The 15,958-nt window shown below is 72.6% G+C and carries 19 protein-coding genes; 14 read left to right on the top strand and 5 right to left on the bottom strand.

What is annotated here, in order from left to right:
- The first annotated feature begins 72 nt into the window (after window positions 1–72).
- Window positions 73–210 carry a hypothetical protein gene (locus ABFO07_RS12800; protein WP_170304044.1) on the top strand — a complete coding sequence of 46 codons (138 nt, stop codon included), beginning with the start codon at window positions 73–75 and terminating at the stop codon, window positions 208–210.
- Here the strand turns inward: ABFO07_RS12800 and ABFO07_RS12795 are convergent.
- Window positions 203–1,102 (bottom strand): LysR family transcriptional regulator, encoded by a 900-nt coding sequence (locus ABFO07_RS12795; protein ID WP_347467426.1) that lies wholly within the window; start codon window positions 1,100–1,102, stop codon window positions 203–205. The two genes, ABFO07_RS12800 and ABFO07_RS12795, sit on opposite strands and share 8 nt — an antisense overlap.
- Window positions 1,103–1,258: 156 nt before the next feature.
- Here ABFO07_RS12795 and ABFO07_RS12790 point away from each other — a divergent pair, with 156 nt between their 5' ends.
- On the top strand, window positions 1,259–2,185 hold the full coding sequence (locus ABFO07_RS12790) for a pyridoxal-phosphate dependent enzyme (RefSeq protein ID WP_347467424.1): 927 nt from the start codon (window positions 1,259–1,261) through the stop codon (window positions 2,183–2,185).
- A 24-nt stretch (window positions 2,186–2,209) separates the two neighbouring features.
- Here ABFO07_RS12790 and ABFO07_RS12785 read toward each other — a convergent pair whose 3' ends face one another.
- Complete coding sequence (locus ABFO07_RS12785) at window positions 2,210–3,571, bottom strand: DUF2242 domain-containing protein (protein ID WP_347467422.1); 1,362 nt, start codon at window positions 3,569–3,571, stop codon at window positions 2,210–2,212.
- 160 nt (window positions 3,572–3,731) lie between these two features.
- The gene (locus tag ABFO07_RS12780; protein ID WP_322226496.1) at window positions 3,732–4,625 is read right to left on the bottom strand and encodes a LysR family transcriptional regulator; all 894 of its coding nucleotides are present in this window, start codon (window positions 4,623–4,625) and stop codon (window positions 3,732–3,734) included.
- A 107-nt stretch (window positions 4,626–4,732) separates the two neighbouring features.
- Between ABFO07_RS12780 and ABFO07_RS12775 the strand changes: the two genes are divergently transcribed.
- The 3 genes from ABFO07_RS12775 (at window position 4,733) to ABFO07_RS12765 (ending at window position 6,908) form a co-directional block, all read left to right on the top strand.
- Window positions 4,733–5,488, top strand: a complete 756-nt coding sequence (locus ABFO07_RS12775) for a TerC family protein (protein WP_347467420.1) — start codon at window positions 4,733–4,735, stop codon at window positions 5,486–5,488.
- Between the two features lie 50 nt (window positions 5,489–5,538).
- Window positions 5,539–5,841: a zf-TFIIB domain-containing protein gene (locus ABFO07_RS12770; RefSeq protein ID WP_059566901.1), complete on the top strand. Its 303-nt coding sequence runs from the start codon at window positions 5,539–5,541 to the stop codon at window positions 5,839–5,841.
- Window positions 5,842–5,984: 143 nt separating this feature from the next.
- Window positions 5,985–6,908, top strand: coding sequence for a 3-hydroxyacyl-CoA dehydrogenase NAD-binding domain-containing protein (locus tag ABFO07_RS12765; RefSeq protein WP_059566902.1), 924 nt, complete (start codon window positions 5,985–5,987; stop codon window positions 6,906–6,908).
- A 22-nt stretch (window positions 6,909–6,930) separates the two neighbouring features.
- Here the strand turns inward: ABFO07_RS12765 and ABFO07_RS12760 are convergent, their stop codons facing one another.
- Together ABFO07_RS12760 and ABFO07_RS12755 are read right to left on the bottom strand one after the other, a co-directional pair.
- The gene (locus ABFO07_RS12760) at window positions 6,931–7,200 is read right to left on the bottom strand and encodes a DUF4148 domain-containing protein (RefSeq protein ID WP_059885466.1); all 270 of its coding nucleotides are present in this window, start codon (window positions 7,198–7,200) and stop codon (window positions 6,931–6,933) included.
- Window positions 7,201–7,363: 163 nt separating this feature from the next.
- A complete protein-coding gene (locus ABFO07_RS12755; RefSeq protein ID WP_059810990.1) occupies window positions 7,364–8,212 on the bottom strand; it encodes a LysR substrate-binding domain-containing protein in 849 nt (282 codons plus the stop codon).
- A 251-nt stretch (window positions 8,213–8,463) separates the two neighbouring features.
- Between ABFO07_RS12755 and madL the strand changes: the two genes are divergently transcribed.
- From madL to mdcH, 9 genes are all read left to right on the top strand, one after another.
- Window positions 8,464–8,859, top strand: coding sequence for a malonate transporter subunit MadL (gene madL / locus ABFO07_RS12750; RefSeq protein ID WP_017332744.1), 396 nt, complete (start codon window positions 8,464–8,466; stop codon window positions 8,857–8,859).
- Window positions 8,860–8,871: 12 nt separating this feature from the next.
- A complete protein-coding gene (gene madM / locus ABFO07_RS12745; protein ID WP_059810991.1) occupies window positions 8,872–9,639 on the top strand; it encodes a malonate transporter subunit MadM in 768 nt (255 codons plus the stop codon).
- Window positions 9,640–9,812: 173 nt separating this feature from the next.
- Complete coding sequence (gene mdcA, locus ABFO07_RS12740) at window positions 9,813–11,459, top strand: malonate decarboxylase subunit alpha (protein WP_060016869.1); 1,647 nt, start codon at window positions 9,813–9,815, stop codon at window positions 11,457–11,459.
- A gap of 11 nt (window positions 11,460–11,470) precedes the next feature.
- Window positions 11,471–11,785, top strand: a complete 315-nt coding sequence (gene mdcC / locus ABFO07_RS12735) for a malonate decarboxylase acyl carrier protein (protein ID WP_059566907.1) — start codon at window positions 11,471–11,473, stop codon at window positions 11,783–11,785.
- Window positions 11,782–12,783, top strand: a complete 1,002-nt coding sequence (locus ABFO07_RS12730; protein WP_230942652.1) for a biotin-independent malonate decarboxylase subunit beta — start codon at window positions 11,782–11,784, stop codon at window positions 12,781–12,783. Before mdcC ends, ABFO07_RS12730 begins: the two co-directional genes overlap by 4 nt.
- Window positions 12,770–13,477: a biotin-independent malonate decarboxylase subunit gamma gene (gene mdcE / locus ABFO07_RS12725; protein WP_059810993.1), complete on the top strand. Its 708-nt coding sequence runs from the start codon at window positions 12,770–12,772 to the stop codon at window positions 13,475–13,477. The genes ABFO07_RS12730 and mdcE overlap by 14 nt, the downstream gene beginning before the upstream one ends.
- On the top strand, window positions 13,452–14,126 hold the full coding sequence (mdcG, locus tag ABFO07_RS12720; RefSeq protein ID WP_185633531.1) for a malonate decarboxylase holo-[acyl-carrier-protein] synthase: 675 nt from the start codon (window positions 13,452–13,454) through the stop codon (window positions 14,124–14,126). Before mdcE ends, mdcG begins: the two co-directional genes overlap by 26 nt.
- Entirely contained in the window at window positions 14,123–14,992 is an 870-nt protein-coding gene (gene mdcB / locus ABFO07_RS12715; RefSeq protein WP_124490060.1) for a triphosphoribosyl-dephospho-CoA synthase MdcB, read from the top strand. Before mdcG ends, mdcB begins: the two co-directional genes overlap by 4 nt.
- Window positions 14,989–15,921, top strand: a complete 933-nt coding sequence (mdcH, locus tag ABFO07_RS12710; RefSeq protein WP_124490061.1) for a malonate decarboxylase subunit epsilon — start codon at window positions 14,989–14,991, stop codon at window positions 15,919–15,921. The genes mdcB and mdcH overlap by 4 nt, the downstream gene beginning before the upstream one ends.
- The last annotated feature ends 37 nt before the right edge of the window (window positions 15,922–15,958 follow it).

Here is a 15,958-nt window from a genome sequence, read left to right as displayed (position 1 = left end):
CCAGCATTCGGGGCAGATTCGGCGGCGGCGCGATCGCGGGCAATGCGCCGCCCGGCCGATGGGAGAACGGCAATGAGGGAGTTCGTGGTCGCAGCGCTGTGGATTGGCCCCCTGTCGGTGCTGCTTTACCTGTCGGATGTCGACGTCCGGCATGTCGTCTCGGAGATTCCGGACCTGCTGCGCAGTCTGGTGGCGATGTTCTTCAGCTGACGCCCGCCGCGCGCAGCGCCGCGAGGAATTGCCGCACGACCGGCGACGGCGCGTGGCCGTCGTACACGAACTCGACGTCGAAGCGGCCGGCGAGCGCGTCGAGCGCGACCAGCCGCACCGTGCGCGGGCACGACGCCGACGCGCTTTCCGGCACGAATGCGCAGCCCATGCCGGCCGCGACGAGCCCGATCAGCGTCGGGATGTCGCTGCCGACCTGCGCGATGCGCGGCGTGAAGCCGGCTTGCCGGCACTGGTCGATCACGAAGCGATGATGCGCGGCGGAGCGCTGCGGGTCGAACCAGACGAACGGCATGTCCGCAAGGTCGGCCAGCGCGCGCGGCGCGTCGATGGGGCTGCCCGGCTCGGCCGGCATCGCGAGCACGAACCGGTCGCTCAGCAGCCGCACCCCCGCGAGCTGCGGCGCCTCGTCCCGGCGCCACGCCATGATGCCGCCGTCGAGTTCGCCGCGCGCGATCGCGCCCGCCTGGTCGGCCGACAGCATCGGCGCGATCGACAGCTTCACCTGCGGGCAGGCGTCGCGGAACGCCTTCAGCACGTTCGACACCACCGGCAGCGGCAGATAGTTCGGCAGCACGCCGAGCCGCAGCTCGCCGAGCTCGCCGGCCGCGCTGCGCAGCGCGCGCTCGCGGCTGTCGCGCAGGTCGGCGAGCAGGCGCGTCGCATCGCGCAGGAAGCTCGCGCCGGCGGCCGTGAGCGCGACGCCGGTCGCGCGGCGGATCAGCAGCGGGGTGCCGATCGCCTCCTCGAGTTCGCGGATCTGGCGGGACAGCGCGGGCTGCACGATCCCGACCGCGCGGGCGCCCGCCATCACGCTGCCGGCTTCGGCGACCGCCACGAAGTAGCGGAGATGGCGCAATTCGACTTGTCGCATGCGATTTCCCGTCCGGTGGCTGGATATGCCTGATGAGCATAGCAAACTGCATTCGATGGTATTGGGAGGCATGGCTGGCGTGACGTACGATGGGCGGCGTCGTCTCCTCTGTGCGCGCGCCGCGCGGCCTTCTTCCGCTTCATCGAGTCTCGTTCCATGCCGCTCCATATCCCGACCCCGTATCTCCGTTCGCAGGCCGCGTCCCGCCGCCTCGGCAAGGATGTCCTGCTGAAGCTCGAAGCCTTGCAGCCGTCCGGTTCGTTCAAGCTGCGCGGCGTCGGCGCCGTCTGCGAGGCGCAGCGCGCGGCCGGCGCGCGCCGCTTCGTGTCGTCGTCGGGCGGCAACGCGGGCATCGCGGTCGCGTATGCGGGCCGCGAGCTCGGCGTGCCGGTGCGCGTCGTGGTGCCGGAAAGCGCGTCCGCGCGGGCCCGCGAGCTGATCCGTCTCGAAGGCGCGGATCTGGTCGTGCACGGCGCGTCCTGGGCAGAGGCCCATGCGTTCGCGCAGGCCGGGATCGGCCCGCACGACGCGTTCGTGCATCCGTTCGACGATCCGGTGCTGTGGCAGGGCCACGCGACGATGATCGACGAGATGGCGGCGGCCGGCCCGAAGCCCGATGCGGTGGTGGTTGCGGTGGGCGGCGGCGGGCTGCTGTGCGGGGTGCTCGAAGGGCTCGCGCGCAACGGCTGGCGCGACGTGCCGGTGGTCGCGGTGGAAACCGACGGCGCGGATTCCTATGCGCGCTCGGTCGCGCAGGGGCGGCCCGTCGAATTGGCGGAGATCACCAGTATCGCGACGTCGCTCGGCGCGAAGCGGCCGTGCGACGCGGCGGTCGAATGGGCGAAGCGGCACCGGATCGACACGGTCGTCGTGTCCGATGCGGCGGCGGTGGCCGCATCGCTGCGGTTCGTCGATGAGCAGCGGATCGTCGTGGAACCGGCGTGCGGGGCCGCACTGGCCGCGCTCGATGCGCCGGTGCTGGCGCCCGCGCTGGCCGCCGCGTCACGCATCGCGGTGATCGTCTGCGGCGGGGTGACGGCGACCGTCGACACGCTGCACGCGCTGGCCGGCCGGACGCGGTGACGCGGGCCGCCGGCCGAGCGGCGCTCAGCCGGCGCGGCGCGTGCCCGACGGTGCGGGGGCGGCAGCCTCGATGGTCGTGATGGCGGCGGGTGCCGGCGCCTTGTCGGCCGGCGTGGTCGACACCGGCGCGGCGGTCGGCGTGCGAGCGGGTGCCGAAGCGGGCGTCGGGGCGGCGGCGGGCGGCGTCGATGCGGTATGCGGTGCGGCGGCCGGTGCGGTCGCCGATGCCGAGGCCGGTGCGGAGGTCGGCGCAGTCGCCGATGTCGAGGCCGGTGCGGAGGCCGGCGCAGTTGCCGATGTCGAGGCCGGTGCGGATGCCGGCGCAGTCGCCGATGTCGAGGCCGGTGCGGAGGCCGGCGCAGTTGCCGATGTCGAGGCCGGTGCGGATGCCGGCGCAGTCGCCGATGTCGAGGCCGGTGCGGAGGTCGGTGCAGTCGCCGATGTCGAGGCCGGTACGGAGGTCGGCGCAGTCGCCGATGTCGAGGCCGGCGCGGATGCGGGCGTAGCAGCCGATGCGGACGCGGCAGCGGATGCAGTAACCGGAGCCGACGCGGAGACGGCCGGCGTAGACGCCGCAACAGGCGCGGACGCCGTCACGGCCACGGAAGCCGCCGGCGCAACCGCGGCCCGCGCGGCGGGCGCCGTCACCGCGGGCGCGGCCGAACCCGGCGGCACCGCCGTGCCCGAAGCCGGTGCCACGGCGGACGCCGGCACCGGCGGCGCGGCCGGCGTCGGCACGACCGGCGTCGTCATCTTGATCGGCTCGCCCTGCGGCGTCGGCGCGGGCTCCGGCAGCGGCGCGACGGGCTCCTTCTCGGCAGCCTTGACGGTCGCGCGGTCGCGGCGGGCCGGGTCGACCTTCAGGAAATGGTCGACGAGGTTGAAATAGCGCTCGTAGAACACCCCGGCCGGAATCGTCTCGCTCGCGGTCTTCACGAGCGCGTCGTCGCTCGAGCCGATCGGCAGCGACAGCGAGCCGAACACGCTGAGGCCGACGCTTGCCGACGTGTTCGACTTCTTCAGCGTGTAGCGGTCCTGTACCGCGTTCACGTACGCGATGCTCGACGTGCCGTCCGCGTTCGCGTCCGCGCACACGACGTGGAATTCGATCACCACGTGCATGTCGTTGCTCGGCTGGAAATTCTTGCTGCCGTCGACCGAATCGGCGCGGGGCGACACCGCGACGTAGCCCTGGCTCAGCAGCGCGCGGCGCGCCGCTTCGCAGGTCGCGTCGGATTTCGCGTGGAACGCGCGGGAGTACGGGCTGGTGGTCGCGTCGAACTGCTCCTGCTGGTAGATCGGCTTCGGCGGCGACGAGCACGCCGCCAGCACGGCCGCGGCCGCGAGCGCGCACGAAACGGGGAACAGGCGAATTCGGTTGTGCATGGCTCTTTCAAAAGGCGCGGCCCGGTGCCGCGCCGGGCTGCGCGCGCATCGCGCGAAGGTCGGATGGACGCCGCCGCGCACGGGCGCGGCCGGCGGAAGGCGCGAGGCAAACTCGCAGGGCCGGGGCGCTATTATAGTTTCGTTTGCCGGCGCGCTCGTGTTACGTGCGTGACGCATCGCGCGCCACCGCCAGCAATTGCGCGGTCAGCGGATGATGTTCGCCGCGCCGCGAACGGATCGCGTGGATCTCCTCGGTCACGTCGCCGGCGCGCCCGAGCCGCCGCAACCCCCTCAGCATCGACGCATCGTTCGCCCCCAGTTCGCTCAACGGAAACACGCCGAGGCCGCGCGCCGCGAACACCGCCATTAGCGCGCTGTCCTCGAATTCGCCGACGATGCGCGGCGTGACGCGCGCCGTCTCCAGCCAGCGGTCGAGGCGCTCGCGCAGCGCGGAATGGGCAGTCGGCAGCAGCAGCGGCAGCTCGGCGAGGCACTGCGGATAGCGCTGGCGCGCGGCCTGCGTGACGAGCGCGGCGGGCCCGTACCAGTCGACCGGCGACGCGACGAGCCGCTCGCTCGTCACGCGCAGGTTCGCGTTGGGCGGCGCGGCCTGGCCCGCGAGCACCAGGTCGAGATGATGCAGCGCGAGTTCCGCGAGCAGCGCGTCGTGCTCGCCCTCGTGGCACAGCAGGCGCAGCGCGGGCGTGTCGAGCACCGGCGCGAGGATCGCGTGCGCGGCCAGCTTCGAGATGCCGTCCGACAGGCCGACCGCGAGCCGCACCGTCGGCCGGCTCGCGGCGGCGCGCACCTCGTCGGGAATTCGCCGGCCGAGCTCGAAGATCGCCTCGGCGCGCGCGAACGCGGCCTGGCCGGCGTCGGTCAGCGCGACGCCGCGCCCCGCCGGCCCGAGCAGCTGGTGGCCGAGCGCCTTCTCCAGCTCGCGCACCTGCGCGCTGATCGTCTGCACCGCCATGTCGAGCCGCTCGGCCGCGCGCGCGAAGCCGCCTTCCTTCACGACGACCCAGAAGTAATACAGATGTCGAAAATTCAGCATCGGAGCCTGACTTCGAAAAAATCGAACCAAAGATAAGATTGTCGCTGATTTTTTCGAAGCCAGCGGGCGGCGATAATCGGGCTTTCCACTTTCGTTTCCCGAACCCCATGGACTACCTGCTGACGCTTGCCGCCGATCCCGCCGTCTGGGCGGCGCTCCTGACGCTCGTCGTGATGGAAGTCGTGCTCGGCATCGACAACCTGATCTTCATCTCGATCCTCAGCAACAAGCTGCCGGAAGCGCAGCGCGCCCGCACGCAGCGGCTCGGCATCGGCCTCGCGCTCGTGATGCGGCTCGCGCTGCTCGGCACCGTCGCGTGGATCGCGCGCCTGACCGAGCCGGTGTTCACGCTGTTCGAGCACGCGTTCTCGTGGCGCGACATGATCCTGCTCGCGGGCGGCCTGTTCCTGGTCTGGAAGGCGACCACCGAAATGCATCACCACGTGTCGCACGACGGCGGCGACGCCGGCGCGTCGGGCGGCGCGGGCGGCCTGACGATGTGGGCGGCGGTCGGCCAGATCCTGATGCTCGACATCGTGTTCTCGATCGACAGCATCGTCACCGCGATCGGCATGACCGAGCACATCCCGATCATGTTCGTCGCCGTGATCGTCGCCGTGACCGTGATGATGTTCGCCGCGCAGCCGCTCGCGCGCTTCATCGACCGCAACCCGACGATCGTGATGCTCGCGCTCGCGTTCCTCGTCGTGATCGGCATGACGCTGATCGCGGAAGGCTTCGGTTCGCACGTGCCGAAGGGCTATATCTACGCGGCGATGGCGTTCTCGGCGTTCGTCGAGGGCATGAACATGCTGGCGCGGCGCGCGAAGGCGAAGCGTGCGGCGCAGGCGCCCGGCCACTGAGCGTGCGGCCTCGCATCGCGATTTCCCCCTCGACCCCAAGGAGCTTCACGATGAAATGCCCAGTCTGCAAGACACCCGACCTGTTGCTTGCCGAGCGCCAGTCGATCGAGATCGACTACTGCCCCGAATGCCGCGGGGTGTGGCTCGATCGCGGCGAACTGGACAAGCTGATCGCGCGCGGCGCCGACGACGCATCCGCCCGCCGCCCCGACGCGCCTGCGTACCGTGATGCACCGGTACAGCGCCGCCACGACGACGCGTGGGGCCGCGAGCGCGCGCCGCGCGACGACGATCGCCGCCACGAGCCGTATCGCCGCAAGAAATCGGTGTTCGACATCTTCGATTTCGATTGAGCGCGCCGGCCCCGAAGCCGTGAAATCATGAAAACGCCCCGTCAGGCCGCGCGCCTGGCGGGGCGCGTCGCATTGGCGCGCCGCCGCGCGCGCCGCCGGTTCGATGCGACAATCGCCGCGATATCAACGGAGACCCAACCGGTATGGACACGGACATCAGACGCATCGCCATCGTCGGCGCCGGCGTGATTGGCGCGAGCTGGGCGGCTTTCTATCTGTCGAAGGGCTTCGACGTGGTCGCGACCGACCCGGCGCCGGACGCCGAAACGCGGCTGCGCGACGCGCTCGGCGCCTTCCTCGGCGGCGAGGCCGACGCGCTGACGCAGCGGCTCGCGTTCGACGCCGATCTCGCCCGCGCGCTCGATGGCGTCGATTTCGTGCAGGAGAACGGCCCCGAGCGGCTCGACCTGAAGCGCGCGCTGTATCGCCGGATGGACGACGTGCTGCCCGCGCGCGTGCCGATCGCGTCGAGCTCGTCGGGCCTCAAGATGTCCGATATCCAGACGGCCTGCGCGCATCACCCGGAGCGCTGCCTGATCGCGCACCCGTTCAACCCGCCGCACCTGATCCCGCTCGTCGAGCTGGTCGGCGGCGCGGCCACCGGCCAGGATGTGATCGCCCGCGTGAAGGCCTTCTACGACGCGCTCGGCAAGGAGACGATCGTCCTCAACAAGGAGATGGCCGGCCACGTCGCGAACCGGCTCGCGGCGGCGCTGTTCCGCGAGGTGTACCACCTCGTCGGCGAGGGCGTCGTCAGCGTCGCCGACGCGGACAAGGCGGTCGCGTGGGGCCCCGGGCTGCGCTGGGCGCTGATGGGGCAGTGCCTGACCTATCACCTCGGCGGCGGCGCGGGCGGGATCGCGCACTTCCTCGAACATCTGTCCGGCCCGATGACGAGCTGGTGGGACGACCTCGGCACGCCGTCGTTCGACGCAGACGTCGACCGCAAGCTGATCGACGAACTCCGCGCGATCCAGGGCGAGCGCTCGATGCAGGAACTCGCCGCCGAGCGCGACCGGCTGCTCGTCGAGTTGATCGACGCGCGGCGGCGCAGCTTCCTGCCCTGAGCGGCGGCAGCGCGCGCGGCGCCTATTGCTGCGACGCCGGCTGCTGCGCCTGCATCGCCCACGCGGGCCGCACCGCGTCGAGCAGCTCGCGGTTGCGCGCGCGGGTGGCGTCGCTCGGCGGGTAGTCGGCGTCGCTGGTCGGCAGGTCGCCTTCCAGGTAGGCCTGCTTCAGTTCGGCGAGGACTTCCGCGCGGGTCTTGCCCGGCGCGGGCGGCGTCGCATCGGTCTGCGCGAAGGCGGGGGACAGCAGCACGGCCGCGGCGGCCGCGACGGCGAATCGCATGACGTTCATGGTGGGCTCCGAAAGCGTGAACAGGGGAACGGCGGCGCGGCGTCGTGCCGTGCCAGCCGATGGGTCCCATTGTCGCGATCGGGTGCTGCGCGGACGCTGACGCGATCCGGGCAGGATTGTCAGACGCAGCCGACGGGGCCGGAGCGGGCGGCCCGAATGCGGGCTACAGCTCGGCCGCCGCGGTGATCAGCGTCGCCTCGAGCGCGAGCGTCGAACGCGACGCGGCGGCGGGGCGGTCGATCACGTATTCGAGCTCGCCGAGCTCCGGCAGCCCCGCGTCGAGCCGCGCGAGCCCGGCCGGAATCACATAGCCCGCGAACGCGCTGATGCCGAGCCCTGCGCTCGCGGCCGCGCGCAGCACGGCGACGCTGCTGCTCACCACCGCGATCCGGTACGGCCGCCCGGCGGCCTCGAGCGCTTCGAGCACGCGGCGGCGCGACACGCTCGGCTCCGGATGCAGCGCGAGCGGCAGCACGGACTCATGGCCGGTGATGCGGGAATCGGGGCCGGTGCACCAGTACAGCGGCTCGCTGCGGATCACGCGGCCGCGCCGGCTGCCGGCGATCCGCTTCGCGAACACGAGGTCGTGCCGGCCTTCGTCGAGCGCGTCGAACAGGTCGCCGGACAGCCCGGTCGCGATCGCGAGCTCGACGTCGGGGTTGCGCTGCACGAAGCTCGCGAGCGCGGCGGTCAGGTGCGCCGACGCGAAATCCTCCGACATCGCGAGCCGCACCTTGCCCGACAGCGGCGGCCCGCATACCGACGTGACGGCCTCGTCCATCAGCTCGAGGATGCGCACCGCGTAGCGGAACAGCGCGTCGCCGTGCGGCGACAGGCGCACGTTGCGGGTGTCTCGCTCGAACAGCGGCCGGTCGAGCAGCTCCTCGAGGCGGCGGATGTGCTGGCTGACGGTGGACTGCGACAGGTTCACGCGCTCCGACGCGGCGGTGAAGCTGCCAGACTGGGCGACGGCGACGAAGCTGCGCAGCAGCTCGGGCGGTAACGGACGCATTGCTAAACCCACTGAATCGGTTTCGACAACTTCATAAATGGCCGGATATTGCGGCGCTAGTATCGGATCACGCCCCGGTGCGGCGCGCGACTCGAAGCGCGCCGCATCGCGCCGGCGGCTGCTTCGGGCAGTCTACGGCATCCGGGCGCGCGCCCGAAACCGCATCATCCCATCGACCGCCCGAGAACGCGCCCGCACGACGAGCCGCCGGGGCCGCGGCACACCGCCGCGGGAGACACTGGAGACGACTCATGATCATCTACGGAACCGCGCTGCTCGCGTTCTGCCATCTGGCCGGGCTGTTTCTCGGCGACCTGCTGGGCGCCGCGATCGGCGTGAAGACCAATGTCGGCGGCGTCGGCATCGCGATGCTGCTGCTGATCTGCCTGCGCCTTTACCTGCACCGCCGCGGCTGGCTGCCGAAGGAGACCGAGGCGGGCGTCGGCTTCTGGGGCGCGATGTACATCCCGGTCGTGGTCGCGATGGCCGCGAACCAGAACGTCGTCGCCGCGCTGAAGGGCGGGCCGGTCGCGCTGCTCGCCGCCGTCGGCGCGGCCGTGCTGTGCGCCGGCTGCATCGCGGTGCTCGCGCGCACCGGCCGCGACGACACGGCGTTCGCCGTCGTTCCCCAGTTCGAACAACAGTGACGGGAGGCGGCCATGCTGCAGATGCTCGAAAAAACCGTCGCCCATAACGGGCTCGTCGCGTCGTTCGCGCTGGTCGGCCTGATCATGTGGCTGTCGTCGATCGCGTCGCGCAAGCTGACGTTCGGCCGCGTGCACGGCTCGGCGATCGCGATCCTGATCGGCCTCGCGCTCGCCTACGTCGGCGGCGCGTTCACCGGTGGCCAGAAGGGGATCGCCGACGTGCCGCTGTTCGCCGGCGTCGGCCTGATGGGCGGCGCGATGCTGCGCGATTTCGCGATCGTCGCGACCGCGTTCGAAGTGCAGCCGACCGAGGCGCGCAAGGCCGGGCTGGTCGGCGTGCTGTCGCTGCTGCTCGGCACCGTGCTGCCGTTCATCGTCGGCGCGAGCGTCGCGCGCGCGTTCGGCTATACCGACGCGGTCAGCATGACGACGATCGGCGCGGGCGCGGTCACGTACATCGTCGGGCCCGTCACGGGCGCCGCGATCGGCGCGAGCTCGGACGTGATCGCGCTCAGCATCGCGACGGGGCTCGTGAAGGCGATCATCGTAATGGTCGGCACGCCGCTCGCGGCCAATTTCATGGGGCTGAAGACGCCGCGCTCCGCGATGATCTTCGGCGGCCTCGCGGGCACCGTCAGCGGCGTGAGCGCGGGCCTTGCCGCGACCGATCGCCGGCTCGTGCCGTACGGCGCGCTGGTCGCCACGTTCCACACGGGCGTCGGCTGCCTGCTCGGGCCGTCGCTGCTGTTCTTCGCGACGCGCGCGCTGGTCGGCGCATAGGGCCTGTTCCCGCTGATAACGGCCAGCCCCTGCAATTGGCGGGAACAGGCCTTATGCCGCATCCATCGCGCGGGCCGCTGAGTCGCATTGGACATCGTCATCAATCGCCGGCGGCGGCCGGCTTAGAATGCCGCTGAACCGAATCACGAGCATGCTTGGCAGGAGATAACGCTATGACGGGATGGAATCACGCGCGACGCGCGCGCGATGCACGCCTCGCAGCCGGCGCGCCGTTCGCGCAAGGCAAGCGGGTCGACGCGCGCGACGCCGTGGCATTGCTGGAAGCCGTGCTGCGGCCCGGCGACCGGGTCTGCCTCGAGGGCGACAACCAGAAGCAGGCGGACCTGCTCGCGGTGGCGCTCGCCGACGTCGACCACACGAAGGTGCACGACCTGCACATGGTGCAATCGGGCGTCGTGCTGCCCGAGCACCTCGACGTGTTCGAGCGCGGCATCGCGAAGCGCCTCGACTTCGCGTATTCGGGCCCGCAGTCGCAGCGCATCGCGAAGCTGCTGTTCGGCGGCAAGATCGCGCTCGGCGCGGTGCATACCTATCTCGAGCTGTTCGCGCGCTACTTCATCGACCTCACGCCGCAGGTCGCGCTGATCGCCGCCGTCAGCGCCGACGCCGACGGCAACCTGTACACGGGCCCGAACACCGAGGACACGCCGACCGTCGTCGAGGCCACCGCGTTCAAGGACGGCATCGTGATCGCGCAGGTCGACCGCATCGTCGACAAGGTGCCGCGCGTCGACATCCCGGGCGACCGCGTGCATTTCGTCGTCGAGGCGGGGCGGCCGTTCTACGTCGAGCCGCTGTTCACGCGCGACCCGGCCGCGATCACCGAAACGCAGATCCTGACGGCGATGCTCGCGATCAAGGGCCTCTACCAGCCGTACGGGATCAAGCGCCTCAATCACGGGATCGGCTTCAACACCGCGGCGATCGAGCTGCTGCTGCCGACCTACGGCGAGAAGCTCGGCCTGAAGGGCCAGGTCTGCACGCACTGGGCGCTCAATCCGCACCCGACGCTGATTCCCGCGATCGAATCGGGCTGGGTCGAGCAGATCCACTGCTTCGGCTCGGAGGTCGGGATGGACGACTACATCCGCGCGCGCTCCGACGTGTGGTTCACGGGCCCCGACGGCTCGCTGCGCTCGAACCGCGCGTTCTGCCAGACGGCCGGCCTCTACGCGTGCGACATGTTCATCGGCTCGACGCTGCAGATCGACCTGTCCGGCCATTCGTCGACGGTGACGGCCGAGCGGATCGCCGGCTTCGGCGGCGCGCCGAACATGGGCAGCGACGCGCGCGGCCGGCGCCATCCGAGCGAGCCGTGGCTGAAGGCCGGCAAGGAGGCCGACCCCGACACGCCGGCGGCGCTGCGGCGCGGCCGCAAGCTGGTCGTGCAGATCGGCGAGACGTTCGGCGACAAGAACGTGCCGATGTTCGTCGAGAAGCTCGACGCGCTGAAGCTCGCCGACAAGCTGCAGCTCGATCTCGCGCCGATCATGGTGTACGGCGACGACGTCACGCACATCGTCACCGAGGAAGGCATCGCGAACCTGCTGCTGTGCCGCGACAAGGACGAGCGCGAGCACGCGATCCGCGGCGTCGCGGGCTATACGGAAGTCGGCCGCGGCCGCGACCGGAAGATGGTCGAGCGGCTGCGCGCGCGCAGCGTGATCCGGCGCCCGGAGGATCTCGGCATCGATCCGCTCGACGCCGACCGCCGCTGGCTCGCCGCGCGCTCGATCAAGGATCTCGTGCACTGGTCGGGCGGGCTGTACGCGCCGCCGGCGCGGTTCCGCAACTGGTAAGGAACACGGCAATGGAACAGTTGAACTATCGCTTCACCGCGCGTGCGCGCGCGAAGGGCGAGCTGGCCACGGCGCTCGTCGGCGTGGTCGCGTCCGGCAATCTCGAGGTGCTGGTCGAACGGGTGCTGCCGGGCAATGCGTGCGAGATCGACATCCGCACCGCGGCGGTCGGCTTCGGCGAGGTCTGGCAGGCGGTGGTGGCCGATTTCGTCGAGCGGCGCGCGCCGGGCGGCCTGAAGCTGTCGATCAACGACGGCGGCGCGCGGCCCGACATGGTGTCGCTGCGGCTCGCGCAGGCGGTGCGCGCGATCGAGGGGGAGGCATGATGAACGACCCCCGCGCTCACATTCGTTCGCTGCCCGCCGAGGGAGCGGCCCGGCGCGAGGCGGCGACGGAAGCGACCCACGACGCCCCCGCGTTCGTCGCGAACGCGTCGAGCTGGTACGAGGCGTCCGCGCGGCAGCGCATCGACGGCCTGCTCGACGCGGGCAGCTTCGCCGAATTCCTCGGCCCGGCCGAGCGCGTGACGAGCCCGCACCTGCCGCTGTTCGACCTGCCGCAGCAGTTCGACGACGGGATGGTCGTCGGGCGCGGCCGGCTCGGCGGCAAGCCGGTGCTGGTCGCCGCGCAGGAGGGCCGCTTCATGGGCGGCGCGTTCGGCGAGGTGCACGGCGCGAAGCTCACGGGCCTGCTGCGCGCCGCGCGCGAGCTCGGCACAGTGCCGGTGCTGATCCTGTTCGACACGGGCGGCGTGCGGCTGCAGGAAGCGAACGCGGGCGAGCTGGCGGTTGCCGAGATCATGCGCGCGCTCGTCGACGCGCGCGCGGCCGGCGTGCCGGTGATCGGCCTGATCGGCGGGCGCGCGGGCTGCTACGGCGGCGGCGGGCTGCTCGCCGCGTGCTGCTCGGCGCTCGCGGTGTCGGAGCAGGGCCGCATCAGCGTGTCGGGGCCCGAGGTGATCGAGACCAATCGCGGCGTCGAGGAATTCGACGCGAAGGACCGCGCGCTGATCTGGCGCACGATGGGCGGCAAGCACCGGCGGTTGATCGGCGGCGCGGACCGCTACGTCGCGGATACGCCGGACGCATTCCGTGCGGCGGCGCTCGATCTGATCGCCCGCGCGCCGGCGTTCGACGCGGCGATGCTGCGCGCTGAGCAGGCGCGGCTCGAAGCGCGCATCGACCGGTTCGGCGCGTGCGCGGACGCGCTCGACGTGTGGCGCGCGCTCGGCGCGGCCGAGCCCGCCGCGATTCCCGGCATGCCCGACGACGCATTCGCCGCGCTGGCCGACCAACTCCAGGAGCCGCCGCATGACGCTCGATGACGTTTTAGCCTCGCTGTTTCCCCAAGGTCACGCGATCGTCCGCGACGGTGGCCTGCTGTCCGGCCAGGCCGAACTGGCCGGCACGCGCATCGACGTGATCGGCGTCGCCGACCGGCTGCCCTTCGGCATCGACGAGGCGCTGCGGCTCGCGTCGCACGTGCTCGCCACGCTCGAACGCGGCGGCGCGACGCCGATCCTCGTGCTGGTCGACAGCGACAGCCAGCGGATGAGCAAGCGCGACGAACTGCTCGGCCTGAACGAGGGCCTGTCGCATCTCGCGAAGTGCCTGATGCAGGCCGACCTCGCCGGCCACCGGACGATCGGCCTGCTGTACGGGCACACGGCGGCCGGCGCATTCATCGCGACCGCGCTCGCGACGCGTGCGCTGCTGGCGGTGCCGGGCGCCGAGCCGGAAGTGATGGACCTGCCGTCGATGGCGCGCGTGACGAAGCTGCCGCTCGACGTGCTGAAGGAGAAGGCGCGCTCGACGCCGGTGTTCGCGCCGGGGCTCGACAACCTCGTGAAGATGGGCGCCGTCGACGCGGTGCTCGATCCGGCCCGCGGGCTCGACGCGCAGGTGGCCGAATGGCTCGACAAGCCGGCCGACCGCGTCGACCGGCGCGCGGCGCGCGGCCGTCCGGTCGCGGCCGACGTCGCGCAGCGCGTGTATGAACTCGCGCGTGCCGCGCACTGACGCGCCGCTGCGGCGCCACGCGCTCGTCACGCTGACGGCGGCGGGGTGGGCGGCGCTGCTCGCGCGCGACGCCGCGCTCGCCGGCGATGCGCGGGTGCGCGCGTGGGCGGCGCGCGGCTGGCCGCTCGTGGTGCGCCGCGCGCTGCCGGACGAAGCCGGCGTGCCGCTCGGCATGCCGCTGCCGCCGTCGGCGGGCAAGCGGCGCGTGGCGATTTGCGTCGACGCCGATGCGCTCGCGGCGGTGGCCTTGCCGCCCGCGTTCGCCGATGTGCTCGACGCCGCGCCTGCTGCGTGGCGCCCGACGCTGCGCGCGCTGGATGCGCTCGGCGCGCGCTGCGGCGTGCAGGGCCGCGTGTTCGGCAGCCTCGCATGGCAGGCGCTGACGGGCGAACGCTATCTGACCGGCACGTCCGACCTCGACGTGCTATTTCCGCTGCCGGATGCCGCGCAGGCCGCGACGCTGCTCGACGGCCTGGCGGCGCTCGACGCGGCCGCGCCGATGCGCATCGACGGCGAGCTGTTGCGCGACGACGGCGCGGGCGTCAACTGGCGCGAGCTGCACGCCGGGCTGACCGAGGTCGCGATCAAGACGGCAGGCGGCGTCGCGCTCGGCGCGGCGGCCGAATTCATCGCCGGAGTCGCGCAATGAGCGCGCTGGCGATCCTGCACGCGCCGCCGGCCGCGCCATCGCGCGCCGAGCACATCGCGGCGCTCGCCGAGCGCAGCCTGCTGCTCGAGATCGGCACCTATCCGAAGCCCGGGCTCGTCAGCCAGGTCGATACGGGCAGCCACGCGGACATGGATGCGTCGACGTTCACACGCAGCGCGGCGGCGCTGGCGCCGTATTTCGCGGAGCTGGCCGATGCGGGCGCGCGCGACGCGGAGATGGCCGCGCTGCGCAAGATCGGCCTGCGCGCCGAGCACGCGATGCTCGCCGCGACGGGCGGCGTGAACACCCATCGCGGCGCGATCTTCGGGCTCGGGCTGCTGTGCGCGGCCGCGGGCCGGCGCGGCATGCCGGGCGCGGCGCCGGGCCTGTCGCTCGGCGCGGTCGTCGCGCGCCGCTGGGGCGCCGACATCCTCGGCGGGCCACGGCTGCCCGACAGCCACGGCGAGCGTGCGAGCCGCCGCTACGGCGTCGGCGGCGCGCGCGGCGAGGCGGCCGGCGGTTTCGTCACGGTGTACGGCGTCGGGCTGCCGGCGCTGCGCCGCGCGGCGCGCGACGTGCCGGGCGATCCGGAGGCCGCGCGCGTCGAGGCGTGCTTCGCGCTGATCGCCGCGCTCGACGATACGAACCTGCTGCACCGGGGCGGGCAGGCCGGCCTCGACTTCGCGCGGGCGAGCGCCCGCGCGTTCGTCGCGCGCGGCGGCGTGCGCGTGCCCGGCTGGCGCAACCGCGCGGCGGCCGTGCATCGCGCGTTCGTCGCGCGGCGGCTGAGCCCGGGCGGCGCGGCCGACCTGCTCGCGATGAGCGTGTTCGTCGACGCGCTGGAACCCGCCGGGGCCGGGCGATGACGCTCGCGATCCTGTGTTCCGGGCAGGGCGGCCAGCGCGCCGACATGTTCGACCTGACCGGCGCCGCGCCGCAGGCCGATGCGCTGTTCGCGCACGCGGGGCGGCTGCTCGGCGAGGATCCGCGCAGCTGGGTGCGCCGGGCCGCGCCGGACGCGCTGCGCGAGAACCGCGCGGCGCAGATCCTGTGCACGCTGCAGGCGCTCGCCGCCACCGCGCTGCTCGACGCGGCCTGGCCGCGCCGGCGCTGCGTCGCGGGCTACAGCGTCGGCGAGATCGCGTCGTGGAGCGTCGCGGGCCTGATCGATCCGGGCGATGCGCTCGACCTGGCCGACGCGCGCGCCCGCGCGATGGACGCGGCGAGCGGCGGCGACGAGCGGATGGCGTTCGTGCGCGGCCTGTCGCGCGATCATCTTGCGCGGCTGTGCGCGGCGCATGGCGCGGCGATCGCGATCGCGAACCCCGGCGACGCGTACGTGATCGCCGGCCGGCGCGACGACGTCGAGGCCGCCGCCGAGGAGGCAGCGCGCGACGGCGCGCTGCGCGTCGCGCCGGTCTGCGTGCGGATCGCATCGCATACGCCGCGGCTCGCGGCGGCGGTGCCGGCGTTTCGCGCGTCGCTGGCCGCGGTGCGCGTGCGGCGGCCGCTGCCGGGCGTGCGGCTGTTCGCGGGGATCGACGGCGGGTCGGTGCTCGACGCGGCCGACGGGCTCGACAGGCTCGCGCGCCAGATCGCCGAGCCGGTCGAATGGGCGGCGTGCCTCGCCGGCTGTGTGGAGGCCGGCGCGACGGCCTTTCTCGAACTCGGCCCCGGCCGCGCGCTCGCCGAGATGGCGGCCGGCGCGTACCCGGCGCTGCCCGCGCGCAGCCTTGCCGACTTCCGCTCGATCGATGGCGTGACGGGCTGGCTCGCGCGCGTCGCGGCGAGCTGACCGGGCCCGTTTCGGCAGGCCGCCGGCGTGCCGTGTT

Origin of the sequence: Burkholderia stagnalis, from assembly GCF_039848545.1 — a bacterium.
GTDB classification, from domain to species: domain Bacteria; phylum Pseudomonadota; class Gammaproteobacteria; order Burkholderiales; family Burkholderiaceae; genus Burkholderia; species Burkholderia stagnalis.
This window is presented reverse-complemented; position numbering and strand designations above follow the sequence as displayed.